Annotated in this window: 22 protein-coding genes, 22 tRNA genes and 1 rRNA gene; 35 read left to right on the top strand and 10 right to left on the bottom strand. The window is 38.6% G+C overall.

Going from position 1 to position 23556, the window contains the following annotated elements:
- Positions 1–15 precede the first annotated feature (15 nt).
- Complete coding sequence (locus ABDZ91_RS08165) at positions 16–783, bottom strand: hypothetical protein (RefSeq protein WP_343797948.1); 768 nt, start codon at positions 781–783, stop codon at positions 16–18.
- A gap of 236 nt (positions 784–1019) precedes the next feature.
- Between ABDZ91_RS08165 and ABDZ91_RS08160 the strand changes: the two genes are divergently transcribed.
- Together ABDZ91_RS08160 and ABDZ91_RS08155 are read left to right on the top strand one after the other, a co-directional pair.
- Entirely contained in the window at positions 1020–1670 is a 651-nt protein-coding gene (locus ABDZ91_RS08160; RefSeq protein ID WP_343797946.1) for a transcriptional regulator, read from the top strand.
- A 997-nt stretch (positions 1671–2667) separates the two neighbouring features.
- Positions 2668–2961, top strand: a complete 294-nt coding sequence (locus ABDZ91_RS08155) for a CD3324 family protein (protein ID WP_343797944.1) — start codon at positions 2668–2670, stop codon at positions 2959–2961.
- Between the two features lie 116 nt (positions 2962–3077).
- On the opposite strand, the gene ABDZ91_RS08150 is transcribed toward ABDZ91_RS08155, so the two are convergent.
- Positions 3078–3150, bottom strand: a tRNA-Ala gene (locus tag ABDZ91_RS08150).
- Between the two features lie 189 nt (positions 3151–3339).
- On the opposite strand from ABDZ91_RS08150, the gene ABDZ91_RS08145 reads away from it, so the two are divergent.
- Positions 3340–4146 carry a hypothetical protein gene (locus ABDZ91_RS08145; RefSeq protein WP_343797942.1) on the top strand — a complete coding sequence of 269 codons (807 nt, stop codon included), beginning with the start codon at positions 3340–3342 and terminating at the stop codon, positions 4144–4146.
- 38 nt (positions 4147–4184) lie between these two features.
- Here ABDZ91_RS08145 and ABDZ91_RS08140 read toward each other — a convergent pair whose 3' ends face one another.
- The 3 genes from ABDZ91_RS08140 to ABDZ91_RS08130 all read right to left on the bottom strand — a co-directional run bounded on the left by ABDZ91_RS08140 (position 4185) and on the right by ABDZ91_RS08130 (position 7969).
- Positions 4185–5489 carry an MEDS domain-containing protein gene (locus tag ABDZ91_RS08140; protein ID WP_343797940.1) on the bottom strand — a complete coding sequence of 435 codons (1305 nt, stop codon included), beginning with the start codon at positions 5487–5489 and terminating at the stop codon, positions 4185–4187.
- Between the two features lie 180 nt (positions 5490–5669).
- Positions 5670–7184 (bottom strand): succinyl-CoA:acetate CoA-transferase ScpC, encoded by a 1515-nt coding sequence (scpC, locus tag ABDZ91_RS08135; RefSeq protein WP_343797938.1) that lies wholly within the window; start codon positions 7182–7184, stop codon positions 5670–5672.
- Between the two features lie 140 nt (positions 7185–7324).
- On the bottom strand, positions 7325–7969 hold the full coding sequence (locus ABDZ91_RS08130) for a LytTR family DNA-binding domain-containing protein (RefSeq protein WP_343797935.1): 645 nt from the start codon (positions 7967–7969) through the stop codon (positions 7325–7327).
- 135 nt (positions 7970–8104) lie between these two features.
- Here ABDZ91_RS08130 and ABDZ91_RS08125 point away from each other — a divergent pair, with 135 nt between their 5' ends.
- From ABDZ91_RS08125 to ABDZ91_RS08090, 8 genes are all read left to right on the top strand, one after another.
- The gene (locus ABDZ91_RS08125) at positions 8105–8905 is read left to right on the top strand and encodes an SDR family oxidoreductase (RefSeq protein WP_425541801.1); all 801 of its coding nucleotides are present in this window, start codon (positions 8105–8107) and stop codon (positions 8903–8905) included.
- 271 nt (positions 8906–9176) lie between these two features.
- Complete coding sequence (locus ABDZ91_RS08120; RefSeq protein ID WP_343797933.1) at positions 9177–10130, top strand: D-2-hydroxyacid dehydrogenase; 954 nt, start codon at positions 9177–9179, stop codon at positions 10128–10130.
- Positions 10131–10141: 11 nt separating this feature from the next.
- Positions 10142–10894, top strand: coding sequence for a class II aldolase/adducin family protein (locus tag ABDZ91_RS08115; RefSeq protein WP_343797931.1), 753 nt, complete (start codon positions 10142–10144; stop codon positions 10892–10894).
- Between the two features lie 88 nt (positions 10895–10982).
- A complete protein-coding gene (locus ABDZ91_RS08110; RefSeq protein WP_343797929.1) occupies positions 10983–11984 on the top strand; it encodes an ABC transporter substrate-binding protein in 1002 nt (333 codons plus the stop codon).
- Between the two features lie 114 nt (positions 11985–12098).
- The gene (locus ABDZ91_RS08105; RefSeq protein WP_343797928.1) at positions 12099–12959 is read left to right on the top strand and encodes an ABC transporter permease; all 861 of its coding nucleotides are present in this window, start codon (positions 12099–12101) and stop codon (positions 12957–12959) included.
- A 2-nt stretch (positions 12960–12961) separates the two neighbouring features.
- On the top strand, positions 12962–14143 hold the full coding sequence (locus tag ABDZ91_RS08100) for a quaternary amine ABC transporter ATP-binding protein (protein ID WP_343797926.1): 1182 nt from the start codon (positions 12962–12964) through the stop codon (positions 14141–14143).
- A gap of 187 nt (positions 14144–14330) precedes the next feature.
- Positions 14331–15152 carry a zinc ribbon domain-containing protein gene (locus tag ABDZ91_RS08095; RefSeq protein WP_343797924.1) on the top strand — a complete coding sequence of 274 codons (822 nt, stop codon included), beginning with the start codon at positions 14331–14333 and terminating at the stop codon, positions 15150–15152.
- Between the two features lie 128 nt (positions 15153–15280).
- Entirely contained in the window at positions 15281–15904 is a 624-nt protein-coding gene (locus ABDZ91_RS08090; RefSeq protein ID WP_343797923.1) for a LysE family transporter, read from the top strand.
- 49 nt (positions 15905–15953) lie between these two features.
- Here ABDZ91_RS08090 and ABDZ91_RS08085 read toward each other — a convergent pair whose 3' ends face one another.
- Positions 15954–16658, bottom strand: a complete 705-nt coding sequence (locus tag ABDZ91_RS08085; protein ID WP_343797921.1) for an MgtC/SapB family protein — start codon at positions 16656–16658, stop codon at positions 15954–15956.
- 116 nt (positions 16659–16774) lie between these two features.
- On the opposite strand from ABDZ91_RS08085, the gene ABDZ91_RS08080 reads away from it, so the two are divergent.
- From ABDZ91_RS08080 to ABDZ91_RS07965, 24 genes are all read left to right on the top strand, one after another.
- Positions 16775–17689 carry a DMT family transporter gene (locus ABDZ91_RS08080; RefSeq protein ID WP_343797919.1) on the top strand — a complete coding sequence of 305 codons (915 nt, stop codon included), beginning with the start codon at positions 16775–16777 and terminating at the stop codon, positions 17687–17689.
- The gene (locus ABDZ91_RS08075; RefSeq protein WP_343797917.1) at positions 17686–18216 is read left to right on the top strand and encodes a GNAT family N-acetyltransferase; all 531 of its coding nucleotides are present in this window, start codon (positions 17686–17688) and stop codon (positions 18214–18216) included. The genes ABDZ91_RS08080 and ABDZ91_RS08075 overlap by 4 nt, the downstream gene beginning before the upstream one ends.
- A 234-nt stretch (positions 18217–18450) precedes the next feature.
- Positions 18451–18567: ribosomal RNA gene (gene rrf, locus ABDZ91_RS08070) — 5S ribosomal RNA — on the top strand.
- Positions 18568–18570: 3 nt separating this feature from the next.
- Positions 18571–18646: transfer RNA gene (locus ABDZ91_RS08065), tRNA-Val, on the top strand.
- A gap of 79 nt (positions 18647–18725) precedes the next feature.
- A tRNA-Thr gene (locus ABDZ91_RS08060) sits at positions 18726–18801 on the top strand.
- Between the two features lie 4 nt (positions 18802–18805).
- Positions 18806–18881, top strand: a tRNA-Lys gene (locus ABDZ91_RS08055).
- A 13-nt stretch (positions 18882–18894) separates the two neighbouring features.
- Positions 18895–18977: transfer RNA gene (locus ABDZ91_RS08050), tRNA-Leu, on the top strand.
- 3 nt (positions 18978–18980) lie between these two features.
- A tRNA-Gly gene (locus ABDZ91_RS08045) sits at positions 18981–19055 on the top strand.
- Positions 19056–19060: 5 nt separating this feature from the next.
- Positions 19061–19149: transfer RNA gene (locus ABDZ91_RS08040), tRNA-Leu, on the top strand.
- A gap of 10 nt (positions 19150–19159) precedes the next feature.
- Positions 19160–19236 (top strand) — tRNA-Arg (locus ABDZ91_RS08035).
- A gap of 26 nt (positions 19237–19262) precedes the next feature.
- Positions 19263–19339, top strand: a tRNA-Pro gene (locus tag ABDZ91_RS08030).
- Between the two features lie 15 nt (positions 19340–19354).
- A tRNA-Ala gene (locus ABDZ91_RS08025) sits at positions 19355–19430 on the top strand.
- Positions 19431–19449: 19 nt separating this feature from the next.
- Positions 19450–19526, top strand: a tRNA-Met gene (locus ABDZ91_RS08020).
- Position 19527: 1 nt separating this feature from the next.
- A tRNA-Ile gene (locus tag ABDZ91_RS08015) sits at positions 19528–19604 on the top strand.
- 7 nt (positions 19605–19611) lie between these two features.
- A tRNA-Ser gene (locus tag ABDZ91_RS08010) sits at positions 19612–19704 on the top strand.
- Positions 19705–19883: 179 nt separating this feature from the next.
- Positions 19884–19960 (top strand) — tRNA-Met (locus tag ABDZ91_RS08005).
- Between the two features lie 86 nt (positions 19961–20046).
- Positions 20047–20123: transfer RNA gene (locus ABDZ91_RS08000), tRNA-Asp, on the top strand.
- Between the two features lie 26 nt (positions 20124–20149).
- Positions 20150–20225, top strand: a tRNA-Phe gene (locus ABDZ91_RS07995).
- A gap of 9 nt (positions 20226–20234) precedes the next feature.
- Positions 20235–20310 (top strand) — tRNA-His (locus tag ABDZ91_RS07990).
- Positions 20311–20315: 5 nt separating this feature from the next.
- Positions 20316–20389: transfer RNA gene (locus ABDZ91_RS07985), tRNA-Gly, on the top strand.
- Positions 20390–20395: 6 nt separating this feature from the next.
- Positions 20396–20472, top strand: a tRNA-Ile gene (locus tag ABDZ91_RS07980).
- Between the two features lie 35 nt (positions 20473–20507).
- Positions 20508–20582: transfer RNA gene (locus ABDZ91_RS07975), tRNA-Asn, on the top strand.
- A 3-nt stretch (positions 20583–20585) separates the two neighbouring features.
- A tRNA-Ser gene (locus ABDZ91_RS07970) sits at positions 20586–20676 on the top strand.
- A gap of 5 nt (positions 20677–20681) precedes the next feature.
- A tRNA-Glu gene (locus ABDZ91_RS07965) sits at positions 20682–20753 on the top strand.
- 366 nt (positions 20754–21119) lie between these two features.
- On the opposite strand, the gene ABDZ91_RS07960 is transcribed toward ABDZ91_RS07965, so the two are convergent.
- From ABDZ91_RS07960 to ABDZ91_RS07945, 4 genes are all read right to left on the bottom strand, one after another.
- On the bottom strand, positions 21120–21929 hold the full coding sequence (locus ABDZ91_RS07960; protein WP_343797916.1) for a DUF2935 domain-containing protein: 810 nt from the start codon (positions 21927–21929) through the stop codon (positions 21120–21122).
- A gap of 110 nt (positions 21930–22039) precedes the next feature.
- Positions 22040–22195: a hypothetical protein gene (locus ABDZ91_RS07955; RefSeq protein ID WP_343797914.1), complete on the bottom strand. Its 156-nt coding sequence runs from the start codon at positions 22193–22195 to the stop codon at positions 22040–22042.
- A 16-nt stretch (positions 22196–22211) separates the two neighbouring features.
- Positions 22212–22421, bottom strand: coding sequence for a YozQ family protein (locus tag ABDZ91_RS07950; RefSeq protein ID WP_343797912.1), 210 nt, complete (start codon positions 22419–22421; stop codon positions 22212–22214).
- 121 nt (positions 22422–22542) lie between these two features.
- A complete protein-coding gene (locus tag ABDZ91_RS07945) occupies positions 22543–23475 on the bottom strand; it encodes a 1,4-dihydroxy-2-naphthoate polyprenyltransferase (protein ID WP_343797910.1) in 933 nt (310 codons plus the stop codon).
- Positions 23476–23556 lie beyond the last annotated feature (81 nt).

The following is a 23556-nucleotide window of genomic DNA, read 5'->3' as shown; positions in this document are numbered from 1 at the left end:
GCCCCAAAAAGGGACTTATTTTGAGGAGGAAGCTTGTTTTGTTTCCTCTTTCTTTTTTTGATTGAGTAGAGAAAAGGTTAGGGGTTGGTCAGAGCCTGTCATAAGCTTATATACGTAATTGGAGGTAATTTGGTATCCGTCTTCAATCTTTGTGGCTAAATAGTTTGTTCTTTCAAAGATAATGGAACGAATGTGATTTAACTGCCGAGAAATCTTCTCTGTCACAGCCTCCTGATGGTCGAGTCTTTCTAATACACCGGATTGAAACTCCTTGGTATTAGATAAAGTCTCAGCCACTTCCTTTTGAAGTGTATACTGCTGATTAAGTTTATGTTTTAAGAATTGATTAATAGCTTCACTTTTCTCTAAGCGGTCGGCAATCTCTTTGTTGGATTCGCTTAAGTGATTTATATGATCCATGATGGTTTGCTTGATAACACTCTCATTTTCAAGAATTTTTTGAAGTTCCAGGTTTTTATCATCTAGCTCATCAAGTCTTTCCATCATTGCATTCTCAAATTCTTCGCGCTGAGTATCTCTTATAATCAGATCATCCATTTGGTCTTTGACGTGATTCCAGTGCTGCGTTTGCTTTGCATCCTGTACGACGTATTGTTGCTTTATTTCTGCTAGTGATTCTGCAAGAGCCTTATTCGTCCGTTGCTGTTCCTTAATGAGTTCGGTTATATAGTTATAGTGAACCATATCTTGATTAGGAGCTTTAATGTTGTTTTTATTCTTATAAACTTCAGGATGACTTTTTTTGTTTATGAATAGTCCCACATTTGTTCATCCTCCTATTTTGTTGATGTAATATCTTATGCAAGGGGTAGTGTAAAGGGGACAATAGGGAGACCTATTAAATAGATAATAATAGCAAATAGGATAGAATGATAGGTTGCCCTAAAATGGAAAAAATTACATAGTAATGATTGAAGATTGAGAGTAACAACGATAGACTAGGAGTTAGGAAATTAACATTCATGGTTGCTTCAGTACGAATTAAAAGGAGTGAGTTAATGGAACATTTCGAGCAGAAGTATGAGGAGTGGATTCAAGAAAGTATTGCCAATGAAAAAAATCTAAGGAGGAGGGAGTTACTAGAAAAAGGCCTAGGGTATGGTACTGTAGAGTTTTTACGTTCTATATGGTATCCAGCTATCGGAAACTTTGAACATTTACATGCTGAATGGGAGGTGCGAGATTTTAATAATGGCTACCGCTACATAGATTTGGCCTACATGCCAAGTGCCGGAGCAAAAGGAGCAATTGAAATTCAGGGCTATGGACCCCATGCAAGAGATTTAGATGTTAGACGATTTAAAGATTTATGCTGGCGGCATTCATTATTAGCTTTAGATGGATGGACTTTATTACCCATTGCTTTTCCTTCCATTAAAGACGAACCCAAAAGGTGTCAACAGCTTATCCTCGCATTCATCGGAAAATTCTCCTCAACCGATGTACCTTCCCAATTATCATGGCTAGAATCAGAAGTCATTCGCTTTGCAAGACGTATTTTACGACCTATAACTCCAATTGATGTGGCAAACCACCTTAGAGTTAGTGATCGTCATGCTAGACGAATCTTACACTCACTTGTAGAAAGAGAAATATTGAAGGTGGCAAGAGGGAAAGAGAGAATACGAAGTTATGTAGTAAGAGAGTAAGAGAATCATTATTAGTGAGAGCTATGCAACTCGGACAGAGGATCCGTTATTTGCTTAAAAAAGTTTAGTTCCGTGGTTTATACGGACAGAGGATCCGTTATATGACCAAAATCGGTTTCAAATGGATCAAAAATGGTCAAATAGCGGAACCAGTGTCCGGTTGCACCCCGAAAACCCGCATTTTTATAAAAATAACGGAATCAGTGTCCGGCTAATGAGTTAAGCGGACAGGAGATCCGTTATTTACCCGAAAAAGCTAGATTTCTAGAGTTACGCGGACAGAGGATCCGTTATATGACCAAAATCGGCTTCAAATGGATCAAAAATGGTCGAATAGCGGAACGAGAGTCCGGTTGCACCCCCAAAACCGGAATTTTAATAAAAATAACGGAACCAGTGTCCGGCAGTTGAGTCAAGCGGACAGGAGATCCGTTATTTGTCCAAAAAAGTGAGATTTCTAGAGCTACGCGGACAGAGAATCCGTTATTTGGCTAAAATTGGCTCTAAAATTCCCTAAAACAGTCGAATAGCGGAACGAGAGTCCGTTTACACCCCGAAAACCGGCATTTCCATAAAAATAACGGAACCACTGTCCGGTTCCTTTCCCGGAATTTTAAAAAACCCCATCATCCAGGTAAAAAATAACTATAACTATTTATTCACTTGTTTAACCACATAATAATATGAGTTAATAAAGATGTCGGACCGACCAATATCGGCGAAAGGGGGATGATTGAAGTTGATCACAATATATGAGGTGATTTCCGCGTAGTCGGAAATCAAGTACCATAGGGCCGCTATTATGCGGCCTTTATTATTTTATTTTCTGAACATTTGGACCTTTCGAAGCGGAATAAATTCAATTATACTTTTAATATGTGTACCTATTACACATTTACTTTGGTTAACAAATACCAAAATGAAAGGAGACGATAGAAATGAAGGATTTTCATATAAATATAATCGGACACCTTACCAATAAGGAGGACAAAAAATATTGCAATACAAAAACGGAAAAGAGGTGTTTCCCCCTAATTTGCTGAATGAACTTCAGAAGTATATCCAAGGTGAATTGATATACATCCCGAAGAAAAACAATCAGCGAGCCGGGTGGGGGGAAGTGAGCGGATCCCGTCGGTTAATAGCTCGAAGAAATGAGGAAATGTATAGCTTATACTGTGAAGGCTGGTCATTTGAAGAGCTTGAACAAAAATATAACCTTTCCTTAGAAAGTATTAGGAAGATTATTTATAAGGTACGTGGTGAATACAACAATCGGAAAATGCTATAAAACAAAGAAGTAATCTCCCTTCTTTAAAATGAGGGGGATTACTTCTTTGCTTTATCAGTTATAGAAAGTTATGCAGGAAAAAAGAAAAAACCCTTGGTATACAAAGGTTTTGATTATGGAGCATAGGGGGCTCGAACCCCTGACCTCTACGCTGCCAGCGTAGCGCTCTCCCAGCTGAGCTAATGCCCCTTAGACAAGATTATTTTACAGCGAATCCTCTAAATTTTCAAGATATCAATTTAACCAAATGAAGTTACTTTCGATAATTAGACGAATAATATGTGACATATATGTGGATATTTGGTAAAAAATGTTTACATTGTAAAAGAATTCCCCCACCATTATAGGTAGGTACATACTCACATGGGGGTGTAAAAATTGGACATGCAAACCATGATTTCAGTTTTTATTTTAATGATCCTTCTAGAGGCTACGGCTGTTACTCTTTTTATCTTGTATAAAAAAGGAAGAATGGAGCAGAACCCTTTTATAGGTATCTTGAAAAAAGAATACGAAATTCTGTATTATGCATTCTGTGGATGGGGGAGAAAATTAAAGGTTAAAGAAGGTACCGCGGCTTTCACCTATCATAAGAAATCGAGTTATTTCTGGATTTTCCTTGCACTCATGCATGAACAAGTGATTGAGATGGTGATTTTCCATATCTATTTAAAGCAAATCGATCCACTTGCTGCAAACCTTTTCACTGCTCTACATATCTACTCTATTGTTTGGATTCTAGGGGACTATCATGCCGTTAGACATTCGCCTGTTCTAGTCAAACAAAACCTAGTTCAAATGAAAGTAGGAGTAAGAAAATCCTTAACGATCCGAGTTCAAGACATTGCAACGATCCAACCACCAACCATTCGCTATGGAAAATCTGGTGGTGTTATCCATGAAAAAGGAGTTTTTCATGTAACTGCTTTTCCTAGAGTGCTGACGCGTGTATTTGGTATGACGGATGAAGCGAAGTATGAGATCTTATTAAAATACCCAGTGTATGCGGAAGGTATATTTGGTCTGAAGAAAGAAATCTCCAAAATTTATATTTACTTAGATTGCCCTGAGGAGTTCGTTGATTTACTTCATGAAAAAATGGCAGATTATAATATAGAAGAAACTAGTGTAAAAGAATGTATCGAAGTGGATGAAAGCTCATCTTTTGGGACGGTTTGCTCGTAAAAAAGACTTCCTGGTTGCAGGAAGTCTTTTTCTTTGAATCATAGAGGTAATTCAACCGTAAATGCTGAGCCCTTCCCTAGCTGACTCTCTACATAAACATTTCCTTTGAAAAAATCGGTGATTTTCTTGACCATGAAAAGACCAATTCCTTGCCCTGATTTTTCATGGTTCATTTTTTCGTATTTTGTAAAGAGAAGCTTTATTTGTTCTTCTGACATTCCAATCCCTTGGTCAACAACTTTAAAAATAAAAGAGGAATCGCTCATAAAGGCATATACGTAGATATCACTATTTTCGTTACTATATTTAATCGCATTACTAATTAGGTTTGAAAATACTAATTTATAGCCTAATATATTCCCTTTTAGTACCAACTTAGGACAAAGGCTAGGCTCATAGTTTAAGTTAATATTTTGCGTACGTGCTTTTACAGCCATAATTTTAATGACTTCATCCAAAATAGAATGAACATTCACTAGTCTCGTTTTCCAGAGACTATCAGTAGTCAGCATTTGCTCGGTTTGAATAATATGCGTGATTTCATAATCAATTGCATTCGAGTAATCTTGGATAATCTGTAATATTTCTCTATGCCTATCTGAGTCTAATTCAGACTGTAAAATGGCGGCAAAGGATTTAATAACCGTTAATGGGTTTCGAACTTCATGCGAAACGACATGGATAAAATCTAGCTTTTGTTTATAAAAGTCGAGTTCTGTTTCAATCCTATTCTGAGTAGATAGGGATGGGAAAACAACATTATTAGACTTTTGGTATAGAGTAGAACGTACTAATTCAGTATCTGTCATGAAGTACTCATGAGATCTCAACATTTCCGTCAATATGTATGAAGGCACTTTTTGTGCGTTGTAAGAGCAGACGGTTAAAAAGCCCAGATCACTCACTGATAGGTCACATTCGCATTCGTATGTATGTAATTTTTCTAGTATGTTGGGTTGATCTTTCCAATCAACATGTCCCCAAATTCTAACCTGTGTTTGACTATCAACAAAAGGTTGAACCGTATTTTTGAAGTTTTCTAATACTCTACTAAAATGAAAATCCCCATACATTTCATAGAATTCATAGTTATTCACATAATGTAGAAGACGTTGTATTTGTTCCAATTCTAGGTGCTGCTTAAGTATGGATAATACCTTTTGATACCTTTCGTTTGAATCAATATACACGACCCTTTGATGGAGTTCTTTTGCAGTTAGAACAAAGGAGACAACATTGTCTATATATTGATCTTCAGATGAATAAAAGTATAGGACATGTGAATCTTGATCAATTTGGATATGTCGTGTTAATGGTATTCGATTTTCCGTTTTAACTGTCATCTTGATCTCCTATCTTACCCCTAAAATCAGTCATTTTATATAATTTATAAACAATACCCTTAATATTGGGAAAATAAACCTATTAATAAAAAATAGTAAAACGACTCCCAAAAGAATAGGAGCCGTCCATGAAAGTGTTTGAAGGTATTTATCTTACAAATCGTGTTTTATTCCAAAATATTAAACTTCTTGAGGAACCTTTTCTAGCATTGTTCCATTTTTCGCAAAGTTTGTATGCCAAGATAGTGCTTTTTCTAGAACGTGAGGAGTTTGGCCACCTCGTTGTAATGCTTCTTGATAGTATTCTCTTAGTTGTTTTCGGTACATTGGATGAGCACAATTTTCGATAATAAGTTCAACGCGCTCTCTTGGCGCTAAACCACGAAGGTCAGCATACCCTTGTTCCGTTACAATTACGTCCACATCATGCTCTGTATGGTCTACATGTGAAACAAATGGGACGATACTGGAAATGTCGCCACCTTTTGCGATTGACTTTGTCACGAAAATGCCTAAGCGAGCATTTCGGGCAAAATCTCCAGACCCACCAATTCCATTCATCATTTTTGTCCCTAACACATGAGTCGAGTTAACATTTCCGTAAATATCTAGCTCAAGCGCTGTGTTAATAGAAATCAGACCCATTCTGCGAATTAACTCAGGATGATTGGAGATTTCTTGAGGTCTTAATATGAGCTTATCTTTATAATTCTCAAAGTTAGAGAAAACCTGCTCCATTTTATCAGCTGAAAGGGTAATAGAACAGCAGGACGCAAAGTCAATTTTACCAGCATCGATTAAGTCAAATACCGCATCTTGCAAGACCTCTGAATACACTTGTAAATGCGAGAACTCTGAATCTAATAAACCATGGAAAACAGCGTTAGCAACAGAGCCGATTCCTGATTGAAGAGGTGCTAGAGAAGTTGTTAATCTACCTGCCTCAATTTCAGAACGTAAAAATGTAATCAAGTGTTGAGCTATAATTTTTGTTTCCTCATCTGGAGGGACAATCGTCGATGGTGAATCAGCCTGATCCGTAAAAACAATTCCTTTAATTCTACTAGGATCAACCTTTATGCCAAGGTCACCAATTCGATCGTTTGGCTTTGTCAACAGAATAGGAGATCTTTCTCCTTGTTTACCAGGCTCATATAAATCATGTAAGCCTTCTAGTTGTTCTGTTTGAGCCATATTGATTTCAACAATAATAGCATCAGCATGTTGAGCAAATACCATTGAATTTCCTATAGAAGTTGATGGAATAATCATACCATCCTCTGTAATCGAAACCGCTTCCACAATTGCGAAGTCAATGGTGTCTAATACATTTGCACGAACCCACTCAGATGTGTGAGATAGATGTTGGTCGATAAAATAAAAGTCCCCTTGGTTTATTCCCTTTCTCATTGTGGCATCTGCTTGGAATGGCAATCTTTTGTTAATCATGCCAACCTCTGCAAATACTTTATCAATGTCCGAGCCAAGGGATGCACCGGTGTAGACATTTACTTTAAGTGGCTCTATCTTGGCGCGGTCTACTAATGCAAAAGGAACCGCTTTCACATCACCCGCACGTGTAAAGCCACTTAATCCTAAAGTCATTCCATCTTGAATCCATGAAGCAGCTTCTTCTGCAGAGACAACACGTTCCTGCAACTGTTTATTGCGAATTCGTTTGTAAGCGCTCTCCATTTTTTATACACTCCTTGCCTAATTCCTTGCTTCATTCCTTTCCATAATTTTAACGTGCGACTTTTCAGAATTTAAAAATTTAGGATGAAATTGCACAAAAAGGGGATGAAACAGAAAATTTCATCCCTAAGGCAGAAGAATTAGAACCCGAGTAATTTCCGGAAATAGCTACTGTATGTTTGGCTTACTGGAATTTTTTCATTATTTTTCATTAATAAAACGAACGTTGAATGGGTATCAGGATAAATTTCTTGAATGTGTTTGACATTAACAATATAGGAACGGTGACAGCGTACAAAATGGTCTTTCGGTAAATGATAGTCGAACTCGTTTAAAGTATCTTTGTGAGTACCTGTGTGATGTTCTGAGAATACATAGGTTTTTTTATCTTTTGCTTCAATATAAAGGACGTCTGGAAAGGGAATAGGAACCCAGCCGTCATTTACCTTAACGGTTACAACTGAGCGACCACTTGTTAATGTTGGAAATATGGCTGTTACACAACCTACTAACTGTTCCTCCTCAAAGAGAGGAACAGCCATTCCATAGTAGGGTGTACCAAACACATCACGGTTAATGAACTGCGATACCTTTTCCTGACTTCTTAAAGCTTTATATGCGATTGTTCCTTCTTTAACAATATCACCCGGTTTAATCTTTAGGTTAATTCGTTTACTTGGCTGATAATAAATATATTTTTCCCTATCCGAAACGGCTATGGACGCTTCGTCCGAGTATAATTCGCCAATGACTTGTAAAATCGTGGATGCTTTGAATTGTTCCATTATGTATACCTTCCTAGAACTATAATTTTTCTAATTTACTCCTAATCATAGCGGGTTTTAGGAGTGATTACTAATTAGAGATATTTTTCTCAGGTATTTTCTTTTTTTACGGGAAAGATAGGAAGGAGATAACAGATGGAGGTAATTGAAATGAAAGGAAGTTTAAAGGAGAAAGTAGCCATTGTAACAGGGGCTTCTTCCGGGATCGGGAAAGCTGCAGCTGTTCGGTTAGCGAAGGAAGGTGCCTATGTAGCAATAGTGGATCTGAAAGAAGAAAAGGGGATGGCAGTAAAGAAGCAAATAGAACAATTTGGTGGGAAGTGTGAAGTCTTTGATACAGATGTATCTGATCCAGAAAGAGTTGAAGCCAGTATCAAAAAGGTAACCGATACATGGGGAGATATCCATATTGTATTCGCTAACGCTGGAATAAATGGAACAGTAGCTCCTATTGAAGATTTATCCCCCCACGACTGGGATCAAACCATTACAACAAATTTAAAAAGTACATTTTTAACGGTTAAGTATAGTATCCCTTATATGAAAAAACATGGGGGAAGCATTATTATAACAAGCTCAATCAATGGAAATAGGACCTTTTCAAGCTTTGGAATGTCCGCCTATAGTACTTCAAAGGCTGGACAAATGGCTTTTGGTAAAATGGCAGCACTTGAACTGGCAAAGTATAAAATCAGAGTTAATATTATTTGTCCTGGTGCTATTGACACCAACATAAAGGAAAACACACATCCCGACCAAGAAAATCTAAAGAAAATCAAAATTCCTGTTCAGTACCCTGAAGGGAGTCAACCGTTAGAGCACCATGCTGGTAAGCCAGAACAAGTATCAGACCTCGTTTATTTTCTAGCCTCAAATTTATCCAGTCATATTACGGGAACAGAAATCTATATAGATGGAGCGGAGTCTCTTCTTTAAAAAAGCATCCTATCAATAGGTAGGGTGTTCTTTTTTCGGCTTTTTCCATACGGACGAGTTGAATAATTTGATTAGGTTGGATTCGAGCATTTAGGACTATTTGGGAGGATATTAGACTTTTTTACCATATAAGGGGTGTTTTCTTCGGCTCACGCAAGAATATTAAGAATATTCCTCCCATATGCCATTTTCTCCATTTTGTGGATTATTTCGACCTTCGATATAATTGGGAATGTAGATTTTCCGACAGAAAACGACAGAGAGGTGTTTCATGCTACTTGTTACATTAGATGATGCAACATCAGGCCATTTGGACAAATTAAGCTCAATCATATCCTCAGAAATGCCTGTCCATTACACAAAAGTCTCCATAAATAACAATCAGATTGATCTAAAAGATGTCCAAGTATGGATTACCTATGGACACGACATAACCCCTGAAGTATTAGAGCAAATGCCCAATCTCCAATGGATACAAATTTTTCAAGCTGGAGTTGAACATATTCCTTTTGGTGAGTTAGAGAATAGGAATATTCAATTAACGAACATGAAGGGAATACAAACCATACCGATGGCTGAATATGCCTTGTCCATGATGCTATACCTAATGGGGAATATTTCTCAATATTTGGAGAATCAGAAAAAAAGTAAATGGGATCATGGAGCTCTTTTTCACGAAATTAACGGTAAACATGTTTCTATATTCGGAGCAGGGACGATTGGAACTGAAATCGCAAAATTATGTAAAAACATGAAAATGCTGGTTTCAGGAGTGAATACTTCGGGTATACACAAAGAGCCATTTGACCAAATGTATAGGCTTGAAGATAGGGAAGAGATCCTTGGACAAAGTGATTTTGTAGTGATGCTATTACCTGAAACTACTGAGACTACGCATTGTATCAGCCGAAGAGAATTTGAGGTAATGAAAGAAAGTAGTTTTCTCATTAACATGGGTAGAGGACCGTTAGTTCATGAAGAAGCTCTTATAGAAGCATTAAAAGATAAAGCAATAGCTGGCGCGGTTTTAGATGTATGTAATGAAGAACCCTTACCACCTAATCACCCATTCTGGAGTACAGAAAACCTTATAATTACTCCACATGTTGCCGCAAAATCACCTCGGTATTTAGACCGCTGTATTGAAACATTTGAAAAAAACTTCAAATCATACCTTAACAATGATTCACTTCAATTTCTTGTGAATTTAGAAAAAGGATATTAGGAGGATCATACTTGCAAACTTTGCAACCAACATTTCATTCAATCGAAGAAGAAAGAACGTATATCAAACAAAGACTAGCAGCTTCTTTTAGATTATTTTCTAAATTTGGCTTTAATGATGGGTCTGCCGGCCATATCACAGTAAGGGATCCGGAAAATAAACATCACTTTTGGGTCAATCCCTACCTTAAACATTTTAGTCATATTAAAGCATCTGATCTTATGCTTATTGATGAGGATGGAAACATATTAAAAGGTGACTATGACATTAACGGTGCTGCTTTTGCCATTCATTCTGAAATCCATAAAGCTAGACCGGACGTAAATGCGGCTGCTCACTCACATTCACCATATGGAATGGCTTTTTCAACGCTTGGGAGAACTTTGGATCCAATCACACAAGATGCCTGTGCATTTTATAATGATCACTCCCTCTTTGATGACTATACAGGAGTAGTGTATGACACGAAAGAAGGGAAAAGAATTGCGGATGCCCTGGGGGGAAATAAGGCTGTTATCCTTAGAAACCATGGTCTTCTTACAGTTGGACAGACAGTAGATGAAGCAACTTGGTGGTTTGTGGCAATGGAACGAGCTTGTCAAATTCAAATGATGGCCGAGTCTACAGGTCATAAGCCTGTGTTAATTGAAAAAAGTTATGCTGAGAAGACATATGAGCAAATGGGCTTGTCTGAAGTAGCATTACATGATTTCAAGCCTTTATATGATCGAATGGTAAAAGAGGAACCAGATTTACTTGATTAAGCACTTTATCTACCTTTCATTCTCTTAAAAATGGTGAACGATTAGATAAGTTTAGTAATTTATTAAATTCATAGGGGGAAAAGAAATAATGAGAAAGAGTCTAATTATAATGCTTTCTGCTCTACTTGTTGTCCTAGCAGCATGTAGTAGTGGAGAAGGTGAAAAAAAGCTTGAGAAAATCGTACTTGCAGATGCAGGATGGGACAGTATAAGATTCCACAACAGTGTTGCCCAGATAATCCTTGAAAAAGGTTTGGGGTATGAAACCGACGTAACAACCGGATCTACTGCAGCAACGATTCAAGGTTTACGTCAAGGTGATATTAACGCTTACATGGAAGTATGGACAGATAACATTCTAGAGCTCTATACCGAGTCTATTGATTCTGGAGATATTATTAAAACATCTATTAATTTCGACGATAATGCACAAGGTCTATACGTTCCTACCTATGTGATTGAAGGGGACTCTGAACGTGGAATTGAGCCTATGGCCCCAGACCTTAAAACAGTAGCGGACTTAGCTAAGTACCCAGAAGTATTTGAAGACCCAGAAGATCCAGGAAAAGGCCGTGTTATTGGTGGGCCATCTGGATGGGCAGTGAGTGAATATTTAGCTACTAAAATGAAAACATACGAACTTGAGGACACATTTAACTACTTTATGCCAGGATCTGATGCGGCTATCGTAACTTCTTTAGCAGCAGCCTATGAATCAGGAGAGGCTTGGGTAGGTTACTACTGGTCTCCAACTTGGGTTACAGCACAATATGACATGACTCTACTAGAAGAGCCTGAATTTGACAGAGCCGTTTGGGATGAGAATAAGGGAACAGAATTCCCTCCGAATGATGTGGTCACAGCAGTTCACAAAGATTTACCTGACCAAGCACCTGATGTGGTTGAGTTCCTTAAAAACTATGAAACAAGCAGTGCTTTAACAGAAGAAGCTCTTGGGTACATGAAAGACAATGATGCTTCTGCAGACGAAGCTGCTGTTTGGTGGATGAAACAACATGAGGATTTATGGACTACTTGGGTTTCAGAAGATGTAGCTGAAAAAGTAAAAGATGCTCTAGCAAATATGTAAGAATATTTTTTGCGAGAGAAGTAGTGAAGTAGTTGGCAAAGGTCAACTACTTCAACTGTTTAAGGATAGAAAATATAAAAAGAGAGGTGAAAGGTTGCTATATGCAACCCGATTATGAATGACTTTCCTGATATTCGATGGGAGTTTATAGGAAACGCCGTTGATAAATTCGTAATGTGGCTCGATTCGACCTTTGAGGCAGTTTTTGAATTTATTCGTGTTATATCCTATCAAACGATCAATGGGATTGAAGATTTTCTTAACTTTTTACCTTGGTGGGTACTGTTACTCATCGTGTTTATTTTAGGATGGCGTTTTAAATCGCTATTTGCTGGTATTTTATATGCTTTCTTTCTATTTTTAGTAGGTACCTTTGGCTTATGGGAGGTATTATTACTAACCATTGCGATTGTGGTGACCTCTGTTTTCATATCACTACTCATCGGTATTCCATTAGGAATATGGATGGCGTTTAGTAAAGGATTTTCCTTTGTCATGCGACCAATCCTAGATGCCATGCAGACAATGCCAAGCTTTGTTTATTTAATTCCTGCCATTTTCTTCTTTGGTTTAGGAAATGTATCCGCTGTTTTTGCGACACTGATTTATGCATTACCTCCAGTTATACGTTTAACTGAACTAGCAATCCGGAATGTAGATAAAGAAGTTATTGAATCAGCAGAATCATTTGGTTCTTCTAGATGGCAAATGTTAAGAAAAGTACAACTTCCGCAAGCTTTACCAACGATCATGGCTGGGGTAAACCAAACGACGATGATGGCATTAGCAATGGTCGTTATCGCATCCATGGTAGGTGCGAAAGGATTAGGAGAACAAGTCCTCATCTCAATTAACCGTATTGATATCGCGCTAGGATTCGAAGCGGGGATTAGTATTGTTTTCTTAGCCATTATCATAGACCGTGTTACGGGTGGAATCGCTGAACGTTTTCAGAAGCATAGGAGGGCTGATTAACTATGGCTGAAAAAATTAAAGTAGAACATGTATCGAAAATTTTCGGTCCTAAACCGGAAACTATAACTCCATTGGTGAAAAAGGGTATGTCAAAGGATGAAATTCTAAAGAAGACAAATCACACAGTTGGGGTTTACGATGCTTCGTTAGAGATAAATGAAGGTGAAATTTTTGTCATTATGGGTCTTTCGGGAAGTGGAAAATCAACGTTAATTCGCTGCTTTAATCTTCTTAATAAACCAACCGATGGAGCCATCTATGTGGATGGGGAAAACATTGTGGACTACAGCTCATCTGAACTGAAGAAATTCCGTCAAGATAAAATATCAATGGTATTTCAGCATTTTGGGCTATTCAGCCACCGTACTGTATTAGGAAATGTGGAATACGGACTAGAGATTAAAAATGTCCCGAAAGAAGAGCGACAAAAGATTGCTTTAGAAAATATTGAAATCGTTGGATTAAAAGGCTACGAAGATAAATATCCAAGTGAATTGTCAGGAGGAATGCAACAACGTGTTGGATTAGCTCGTTCGCTTTCAAATGATCCTGATATTCTTCTAATGGATGAGCCGTTCAGTGCACTTGATCCATTGATCAGGCGTGAAATGCAGCTAGAGTTACTAGATATACAAGAAAGACTGAAGAAAACCATCATTTTTATTACTCATGATGTTAATGAGGCATTTAAACTAGGAGATCGAGTAGCTGTAATGAAAGACGGGAAGGTGGTCCAAGTCGGTACACCTGAAGAAATTTTAGAAGAACCGGCAAACGACTATATCTCAGATTTTATTAAAGACATTGACCGCTCCAAAATCCTTCAGGCACAAAATATAATGATGAAACCAAATGCTATTGTTTCGCTTAAAGATGGGTTAAAGGTAGCCGTGAAAGAAATGGAGGAAAACGGTTTATCTAGTGTCTTTGTAGTGGACAGAAGTCGTCATTTACAAGGGATTGTGACGATTGATGATGCAATTGAAGGCATTAAACAGAAGAAAACTCTTCAAGATGTCATTAAAAACGGTATTACAAGAGTCAAGCGAGAAGAATATATTCAAGATATCATCCCTAGAGCATTGGAAACGAAATATCCACTTGCTGTAGTGAATGAAGAAGATCGCCTTGAAGGAATCATTCTCCGTGTCCATGTATTATCTAGTTTAGTTGCAAATGAATAGGATTGATTGATAAGAAAAAGCTCTCTTCCTTGATTGGTAGAGAGCTTCTATTTGGATAATTTTCCATATTGTCTAAAAAGTTCTGTTGTTTTCTAGGTATTTCGTATTATACTAAATTAGTACTATATGTGGCAGTTAGGAACTTACCTTTCTAAACTACCTAACAAAAAAGAAGAGGAGAGATGTCATGTTTTGTGGTAAATGTGGACATAACAATGCAACAGATGCGAAATTTTGCGTAAAGTGTGGCTCTAGTTTATCTGCTGAAGCTACTTCTCATCCTGCAACAAACCAAACACAGGATGAAATGGCAGCTACTACGGTTACTGTTACTCAACACCAACCAGCTTCGCAGGGTAATGCGAACACACAACAATACTTAGAAAAGGGAAAAGTAATTTCAAAACAGTACTTTTCTTATTTCCTATCTGGTCTAAAGCAACCAGTTGCTGTTGCTGAGAAGGTTAATAAAAGCGAATTAACGAATGGTCTTATTACATTAGTTATATACTCTTTGATGATTCCACTAATGATTTATTTCGCAGTTAAAAATGCCTTTAAAGACAGTTTCTTTGGCCCAGTAGAAATAAGTTTCGTTGATGTAGTCATTATACCAACGTTTATTCTTGTTATTTTCTTGGCAGTAATCGGTTTAATTATCTTTGGAGTTATTAAAATTGGGGGATCATCTGTCAGCTATTTAGATGTTTTATCTAGATACGGTGCTTTCCAAATCGTTCCAACAGCATTCTTATTTGTAGCACTTATTTTTTCTTTATTAGGTTCTGAAGTACTATTTTCAATCTTCTTTGCACTATGTGTACTTGGGTCCACTACAATCATTCCGCTAATGATTTATAGCTACAAACGTGACGGAAAAGGTCTAGATACTTTCTATAGTATTCTTCTAGCTTATATTGGTATCATAATCCTTTATCTAATCCTTGGTGAACAGGCTTTTGAAGCATTTGAGAGCTTTATGTATAGCTTTGATCCATTTGGATTTTAAAGATTATTATTAAGAGCGCAGAGCATTTTGCTTTGCGCTCTATTTAATTCTGAAATTATAGTGGTACAAGCCCACACACGTGAATAGAATATGTTGTAACTTTTTATTTCGTATGTGGGGGTTTTTATGTGAGTGTATTTCTCAGCTACATAATTTTAGGTCTATCGTTAGCAGCGCCTATTGGACCAATAAATTCAGCTCAATTAGATAGAGGGATTAAGTATGGTTTTTTCCATTCTTGGTTTATTGGGCTAGGAGCGATGACAGCAGATGCTATATATATGATTCTAGTATATGTAGGGGTTGTAAACTTTCTGGACACTCCCTTTATGCAAACCTTTCTATGGTTATTTGGTTTTTTCGTATTAGTGTATACAGGGATTGAAAGTTTAATCGGAGGGGAATCAAGCGTCGCTGGAAATATCAGAAACAAAGAACCTGTCTTAAAATCTTTTATATCTGGTTTCCTATTATCCATATCTAATCCATTAACGATTATGTTTTGGTTGGGAATATATGGGTCTGTACTGGCGAAGACAGCCACTTCATTTAGCACGAATGAACTTTGGCTATATAGTGCTGCTGTTTTAGCAGGAGTGATGCTGTGGGATGTTACCATGGCAGGGGTTTCTAGCTTTTTTAGAAATGTCCTAAACATAAAGATGCTAACCTTCATTTCCAGACTCTCTGGATTGTCACTCATTGCTTTTGGTTTTTATTTTGGATACCAGGCATTGAAGGTTATTTTATAATCACACTTATATAGAAGAGTCCAAAATGATGGACTCTTCCTAATATTAATTAAATACTTTCAACTTCAACACTTGTCACACTATCTAAGTTAACAGCCATATTATATAGCTCTGTGGTTTGTTGTCGATAATCAACTGATAGCCGTAGCTGAATTAAGTGCTCGTGTTCGGGAAGATCTTTAATCCGAATACTGTCAATATTCATCCCTAAAGATTCAATCTTTCCTAGTACTTCTTGAATGGCATTCTGTCTAACCACGGTTACTTTCAATAAAATTTCTTTTTCACGTAATTGTTTAGGGCCAATTAAACCAAGTAAAAATGGTACCAATTCAACACTTAATATAAGTAAAATCACGCCTGCTATTGCTTCGTAGTAGAATCCGGCACCTACTGTAATACCGATACCTGCCGCTCCCCAAATCATGGCAGCCGTAGTTAGCCCAAGTATACTATCGTTATTTCTTCTTAAGATTACCCCTGCACCCAAGAAGCCGATACCAGAAACGATTTGCGCAGCCAAACGGAGAGGATCCATTGTTACATTTACATCTGGATTACCAGGCACCCGATAAGTGGTTTCAATTGAGATAATGGTTAATAAACAACTTACAATGGAAATAACCAGACTCGTTTTTAGCCCAACTGGCTTTCTTTTTAGTTCTCGTTCAAGTCCAATAACGAGCCCAAGAATTGCTGAGAGCCCAAGTTTAAATAAAATATCAACCTTGATCCATCCATCGAACCATTCCATCCATATCAACCTTCATTCTCTCTCTATTAAAAGAAGATCATAAATATCTTTTACCCCTCTTTATTCCATTGTACAATGTCGTTAAGAAGAATCGTACCCTAACTGGAGTGAAAATTTTGAATATGCCTAAAGTAAATCCGTATCTTGTTATTTTTATTGGAGTTATCTCTGTTGCAACGTCTGCCATTTTTGTAAAGCTAGCTGAAGCCCCATCAGGTGTTACAGCATTCTACCGATTGCTATTTTCAGTCCTGATTATGCTTCCGGTATTTCTCTTAAAGTATGTAAAAGAAATAAAGCTTATTACAAAGACCGATTGGCTATTTTCTGCATTGGCAGGAATCTTTTTGTCATTTCACTTCATCTTATGGTTTGAATCTCTAAACTATACATCAGTGGCAAGCTCCACTGTACTTGTTACCCTACAACCGTTATTTGCATTTATCGGGGGGGCCATCTTTTTTAAAGAACGAATTACTATGGCCATGATCGTTAGTGGAACGATTGCCATACTTGGGAGTGTCTTAATTAGTTGGGGAGACTTTCGAATAAGTGGTATGGCATTATGGGGAGATTTTTTAGCGCTAATAGCCTGTGCACTCATAACGTTCTATCTGTTCTTTGGGCAATCGGTTAGGAAGCGAATATCCCTTATGACCTATACATTTATTGTATACGGTGTCAGCACTTTAACTCTTTTGGTATATGTATTGATGAAAGGAGAAGCATTAACAGGATATGCCTCTCATCAATGGATTTACTTCTTACTATTAGCGATTGTGCCGAATTTACTAGGGCATACCCTTTTTAACTGGTCTATTAAATGGGTAAGTACGTCTATCATCTCTGTAGCCATACTTTTTGAGCCCGTAGGAGCTACGATACTCGCGTTCTATATATTAGGAGAAACTGTCGTAATCACTCAAGTTTTAGGTGGATTGATTGTAATCTTAGGTATTACTGCGTTTTTACTTAATAATAAGAAAAAGAAGGTAGTTCATAATTCTAAGCAAGAGGAGAATGTAGTATGAGAATTCGAGAAGCAACAATAGATGATATAGAGGGAATAGCTTCTGTCCATATTCAAGCGTGGAAGGAAACGTATAAAGGAATTATATCCGATGGGGTACTGAGCTCTCTGAATATGGAACAAAAAATAAAGCAATGGATGCATATTGTACATGAACAAGAGAAGAACAATGGACAAACTATAGTAGCCGTTAATAGTGATGAGAAAATTATAGGCTTTGCTCATTTTGGTAAAGAAAGAACAGGGAAGTATTCTGTCGGAGGAGAACTAACAGCTATTTATATTTTGAAGAAATACCATCGAAAGGGCATTGGACGTGCTTTATTAAATCATGGGGTTCGTTACTTAATGGACAATGGTTATAATAGTTTGCTGGTTTGGGTATTGTCAGAAAACCCATCTAAGGCATTTTATGAGGGCTTCTATCCCATTGAATTGGATCGTGAGTGGATTCAAATTGGGGAAAAAAAGCATGAGGAAATTGCTTATGGGTGGAAGGATATTAAGGATTTACAGAGAAAAATATAGGGGAGAACACTTATAATTCCTATTATCACAGCACTGAAAATATTTAATGCGCTAAAGTCTGAAAATCAGGTGTTGCATTGAACGAATATCCATGTTATATTATATTTCGTTGCTTTCGCAGCAATGGTTTTCAAGCAAAAGTGCTTTTGAAAAAAAATAAAAAAAGCACTTGCAAAATTGCTGAAACCTATTATAATAATACTTGTCTCATTAAACGAGACAGCAACAAAATAGTGTGGTAACAATGGCGAGAAGGTCACACCCGTTCCCATCCCGAACACGGAAGTTAAGCTTCTCAGCGCCGATGGTAGTTGGGGGCTGTCCCCCTGTGAGAGTAGGACGTTGCCACGCCATGGAGGATTAGCTCAGCTGGGAGAGCACTTGCCTTACAAGCAAGGGGTCGGCGGTTCGATCCCGTCATCCTCCACCATTTACTTTTCAAAAGAAGTGTTGACAAAAAAAACAAGAACGCGTATAATTGATTCTTGTGTCGCTTAAAAAAACAACATGCCGATGTAGCTCAACTGGTAGAGCAACTGACTTGTAATCAGTAGGTTGGGGGTTCAAGTCCTCTCGTCGGCACCACTTAGAGCCATTAGCTCAGTCGGTAGAGCATCTGACTTTTAATCAGAGGGTCGAAGGTTCGAGTCCTTCATGGCTCACCATTCAATTTAATATGCGGGTGTGGCGGAATTGGCAGACGCGCTAGACTTAGGATCTAGTGTCTTTATGACGTGGGGGTTCAAGTCCCTTCACCCGCATTTGCGGAAGTAGTTCAGTGGTAGAACACCACCTTGCCAAGGTGGGGGTCGCGGGTTCGAATCCCGTCTTCCGCTCCAAATTAGCCGGGGTGGCGGAATCGGCAGACGCACAGGACTTAAAATCCTGGGAAGAGTGATCTTCGTGAGGGTTCAAGTCCCTCCCTCGGCACCATTTATTTTTAGCGCCCGTAGCTCAATTGGATAGAGCGTCTGACTACGGATCAGAAGGTTATGGGTTCGACTCCTGTCGGGCGCGCCATTAAAACCAATATTGTAGTTAGCTTACGGGAAGTAGCTCAGCTTGGTAGAGCACTTGGTTTGGGACCAAGGGGTCGCAGGTTCGAATCCTGTCTTCCCGACCATTTTATAAAAGTTTTGGGGCCTTAGCTCAGCTGGGAGAGCGCCTGCTTTGCACGCAGGAGGTCAGCGGTTCGATCCCGCTAGGCTCCACCAATCTTATAGTTCTTAAAATGGCGGCGTAGCTCAGCTGGCTAGAGCGTACGGTTCATACCCGTGAGGTCGGGGGTTCGATCCCCTCCGCCGCCACCATGGACCTTTAGCTCAGTTGGTTAGAGCAGACGGCTCATAACCGTCCGGTCGTAGGTTCGAGTCCTACAAGGTCCACCATATATACGGAGGAATACCCAAGTCTGGCTGAAGGGATCGGTCTTGAAAACCGACAGGCGGGTCAAACCGCGCGGGGGTTCGAATCCCTCTTCCTCCGCCATTATTATTTTTCTAAATAAGTCATTTTCTATTACCGCGGGGTGGAGCAACGAGCGACACTTCACGAGTAAGCTTCGAGTTGTACCGATTGAGCCACATCATGAATAGGCTTTCTGAAATCGGGACAGTCATTGCTATAAAAGATTTATTCAGGAACTAAATAAGGATATTATTTATTACCGCGGGGTGGAGCAGTCTGGTAGCTCGTCGGGCTCATAACCCGAAGGTCGCAGGTTCAAATCCTGCCCCCGCAACCAATCGTAAACCTCTTTGAATAGACTTCGGTGTAGATTTGCGCCGAGCAACGTCTCCGGAGGAGAGGTGTGAGAAGCAAAATGTTTTTGGTCCGGTAGTTCAGTTGGTTAGAATGCCTGCCTGTCACGCAGGAGGTCGCGGGTTCGAGTCCCGTCCGGACCGCCATTTATAAAACTTAATAAAATCAATTTGGCTCAGTAGCTCAGTCGGTAGAGCAAAGGACTGAAAATCCTTGTGTCGGCGGTTCGATTCCGTCCTGAGCCACCATTTATTGTGGCGATTGTGGCGAAGTGGTTAACGCATCGGATTGTGGTTCCGACATTCGTGGGTTCGATTCCCATCAGTCGCCCCATTGATGCGGGTGTAGTTTAATGGTAAAACCTCAGCCTTCCAAGCTGATGTCGTGGGTTCGATTCCCATCACCCGCTCCATTAAATGGGCCTATAGCTCAGCTGGTTAGAGCGCACGCCTGATAAGCGTGAGGTCGGTGGTTCAAGTCCACTTAGGCCCACCATTTTCTTTGGAAATGTGATATAATTAAATTGTTATTCCACAGTAGCTCAGTGGTAGAGCTATCGGCTGTTAACCGATCGGTCGCAGGTTCGAGTCCTGCCTGTGGAGCCATATGGAGAAGTACTCAAGTGGCTGAAGAGGCGCCCCTGCTAAGGGTGTAGGTCGGGTAACCGGCGCGAGGGTTCAAATCCCTCCTTCTCCGCCAGAATTGGCCCGTTGGTCAAGTGGTTAAGACACCGCCCTTTCACGGCGGTAACACGGGTTCGAATCCCGTACGGGTCATACTAAAAGAAAAAGAAGTTACTCTTAGAGTAGCTTCTTTTTTCGTTGTTATGTTAGATATAGTGATTTTTGTATGGTGGTTCACATAAACTAACCCGACTAATATGGTTTTATGAAAATCAAGCGGATTCAAAATCAGTTATTTTATTGAAAATGCCGGCTTTTAAGTGAACTAGATTGACTCCTGTCCTGTTTGAACTCCCTACCACATGAAAATGGGACAGGTAGCACTCCTTCTGTCCCGAATGAACACTCGACGGAATGCTAACGAGACAGACGACACTTCACCATTTCTGTTTCTACTCCAGGACTCTCAGGAAGATAGGCCCCTGTTGGTCGCTCTATCCCCACTAAATACTAACCTCACTACATACTATCCTTACTCCTAGGCTTCGTTGGGTCACATTGTGGATCATTTTGCCCTGTGGATTCAGCAACCTTCATTAAGTAATAGCATTCTTCTCTGGCCATATGATCTGCCATCAATCCTGAAAAAGTTCCCAGCATTTCTTCGGTTAACTCGAGTTCTTCTATTTCATGAAGAAACGTTCGAAACAACTCAATTTCTAATTTTACTTCACGATTCATTCTGTTTAGGGCAGGAAAAGAATCGATGTTTGCTCTCAAGTATCCTGTTAGCTCAACGGCTTTTAGATAGAACTGTTCAAAGTGTTTAGTAAAAGTATCGCTTTTTGCTTTTAATCTTTTTTCCACTGCATCGAGATTATCTGAGATTGCTCCTGCATGACCGGCTGCATCTAATAACCAAATTAAATGATGGTGGAGCTCATGAAAGATTGGTGGCGCTTGCTGTTGCTTCAAATAATGGATGACATTTAAATACTCTTCCAACTCATTAACCATATGATTGATAAATGTCGGTGGTAAATGGATTGTAATGTTCCCAGACACATGACGTCTTATTATGGATAACTTAAAATCACGAAACTTGTGTGTAATTTGCTCAGCATAAGTGGTTACTTCGTTAATATTTACATCAGGTTGACTGCGAATAGCACCTAACAATTGGTCATATTGTTGCCTGAAATATGTAGCGAGTTCTACGTCTTCTTTTTGCTTTGTTGGTAATGAATCGAGAATAAACCTAGCATGATCTCCTAATACTTGCAGCCAAAAGGCATGTTCAAATATAGCACTTTCTTCAAAAGACTTCATAGTTTCCCCCTCCTTATGTTCCTTCTAACACCTTATTCAAGGGAAAGGTTAGCTATGAAAAAGATATTTATTTATAAAAAAAGATGTCCACAAAGGGACACCTTTTAAACTTATTCTTGTTCTGTAACACCGACTGAATCTGTTTTGCCTTTTTTATTATATGAAAAATCCTTATTTCTTTCTTGTTGATTTTGGTCTCCTCCTAAATAAGGAGGTCTATGTTTGGATTGAATTTCTCTAAATTTCTCAAAGTCTTGATTGACCAAACTTCTCACTCCATCCTTACTTCTTTTGCTTCCGTCTTTTTTGTAGAGGAATGTCTTCGCCAGCTACATTTTCCATTGTTCCATCAATCGTACCTTCGAAATAGTCATCACTTGCTTGTTCATGAGTGACAGCAAGGCCAGCCGAGGTTTCATCTTGTTTATTATAATCTTCGGTATCAAATTGTTTACCAGCTATATTTTTACCGTATTGCTGATCATTTTTCATTTACTAACACCTCATTTATATGGGATATGAGATAGTATTTGAAGAAAAGTACGGAATATACGATTCCATTTGAGAACGTTTTGCAAATAAAAAAGCCCTCGGACTCCGAGAGCTTTTTTCCTTATATGAAAGTGGAAACCACAATTCCGATTGTTAATAAAAAACCAAAAATGGTATTTGTTTGAGCAGTAGCTTTCATAGCTGGCATCATTTCGATTGGTTTTGTTTTTCCTCGAAAACCTGTTACTGCTTTATAAGCTTTAGGAGCACTAAGAATGACAAGCAGTAGCCAGTAAGACGAGATGTTCATGATAGCTAAACCAGCAATCCAAGCAAATGAAAAGGTAAACATAGTAGCAAGTAAAAAGACAGCATTCTTTCGTCCGATTAAAATAGCGACTGTTTTTCTTCCGTTTTCTTTATCGCCGTCTAAATCACGAATATTATTTGAAAGCATAATGGCACCAACTAGAATAGAAATTGGTACTGAAAGAACGATGCTTTCCAATGTAACGGTTCCTGTTTGGATATAGAAAGAAAGAAGAATAATAATAAGACCCATAAAAAGACCAGAAACGATTTCTCCAAATGGAGTATAGGCAATTGGATACGGTCCGCCTGTGTATAAATAAGCAATTAACATACAAACAAGACCGATGACAGCAATCCACCAACTGCTTTCCATGCAAATATAGACACCTAGTAAGGTTGCGATTCCAAAGAAAGAAAGTGCTATAGTCAACACAGTTTTAGGCTTTACCCCATCACGGACGATTGCGCCACCAATTCCAACGGAGTTTTCATTATCTAACCCACGTACATAATCGTAATACTCATTGAACATATTGGTTGCAGCCTGAATGAGTAGACTTGCGATTAACATAGCTAGAAATAATAGAACGTTAAACTCTCCATCCTGTAGGGCAAGTGCGGTACCAATTGTTACAGGAACAAACCCTGCTGTTAATGTATGTGGTCTCAATAGTTGCCACCAGACTTTAAAACCTTGATTTTTCATTTGCATTGGAGTGGTTGCCTCCACATTAGTTTCCATAATGCAACCCCTTCTATCTATAGTAATTTTAGACATAATTCCACAAACTAAGTGTAGGTAATGTACGCCAGCATGTCAACA

This window comes from Bacillus carboniphilus (assembly GCF_039522365.1).
In the GTDB taxonomy this organism is placed as follows: Bacteria; Bacillota; Bacilli; order Bacillales; family JC228; genus Bacillus_BF; species Bacillus_BF carboniphilus.
This window is presented reverse-complemented; position numbering and strand designations above follow the sequence as displayed.

Coding starts and splice junctions, on each gene's coding strand:
- ABDZ91_RS08160 (WP_343797946.1), top strand. CDS start 1,020: ATGGAACATTTCGAGCAGAAGTATGAGGAGTGGATTCAAGAAAGTATT.
- ABDZ91_RS08140 (WP_343797940.1), bottom strand. CDS start 5,489: ATGACAGTTAAAACGGAAAATCGAATACCATTAACACGACATATCCAA.
- scpC (WP_343797938.1), bottom strand. CDS start 7,184: ATGGAGAGCGCTTACAAACGAATTCGCAATAAACAGTTGCAGGAACGT.
- ABDZ91_RS08130 (WP_343797935.1), bottom strand. CDS start 7,969: ATGGAACAATTCAAAGCATCCACGATTTTACAAGTCATTGGCGAATTA.
- ABDZ91_RS08125 (WP_425541801.1), top strand. CDS start 8,105: ATGGAGGTAATTGAAATGAAAGGAAGTTTAAAGGAGAAAGTAGCCATT.
- ABDZ91_RS08120 (WP_343797933.1), top strand. CDS start 9,177: ATGCTACTTGTTACATTAGATGATGCAACATCAGGCCATTTGGACAAA.
- ABDZ91_RS08110 (WP_343797929.1), top strand. CDS start 10,983: ATGAGAAAGAGTCTAATTATAATGCTTTCTGCTCTACTTGTTGTCCTA.
- ABDZ91_RS08105 (WP_343797928.1), top strand. CDS start 12,099: ATGAATGACTTTCCTGATATTCGATGGGAGTTTATAGGAAACGCCGTT.
- ABDZ91_RS08100 (WP_343797926.1), top strand. CDS start 12,962: ATGGCTGAAAAAATTAAAGTAGAACATGTATCGAAAATTTTCGGTCCT.
- ABDZ91_RS08095 (WP_343797924.1), top strand. CDS start 14,331: ATGTTTTGTGGTAAATGTGGACATAACAATGCAACAGATGCGAAATTT.
- ABDZ91_RS08085 (WP_343797921.1), bottom strand. CDS start 16,658: ATGGAATGGTTCGATGGATGGATCAAGGTTGATATTTTATTTAAACTT.
- ABDZ91_RS08075 (WP_343797917.1), top strand. CDS start 17,686: ATGAGAATTCGAGAAGCAACAATAGATGATATAGAGGGAATAGCTTCT.
- ABDZ91_RS07960 (WP_343797916.1), bottom strand. CDS start 21,929: ATGAAGTCTTTTGAAGAAAGTGCTATATTTGAACATGCCTTTTGGCTG.
- ABDZ91_RS07950 (WP_343797912.1), bottom strand. CDS start 22,421: ATGAAAAATGATCAGCAATACGGTAAAAATATAGCTGGTAAACAATTT.
- ABDZ91_RS07945 (WP_343797910.1), bottom strand. CDS start 23,475: ATGGAAACTAATGTGGAGGCAACCACTCCAATGCAAATGAAAAATCAA.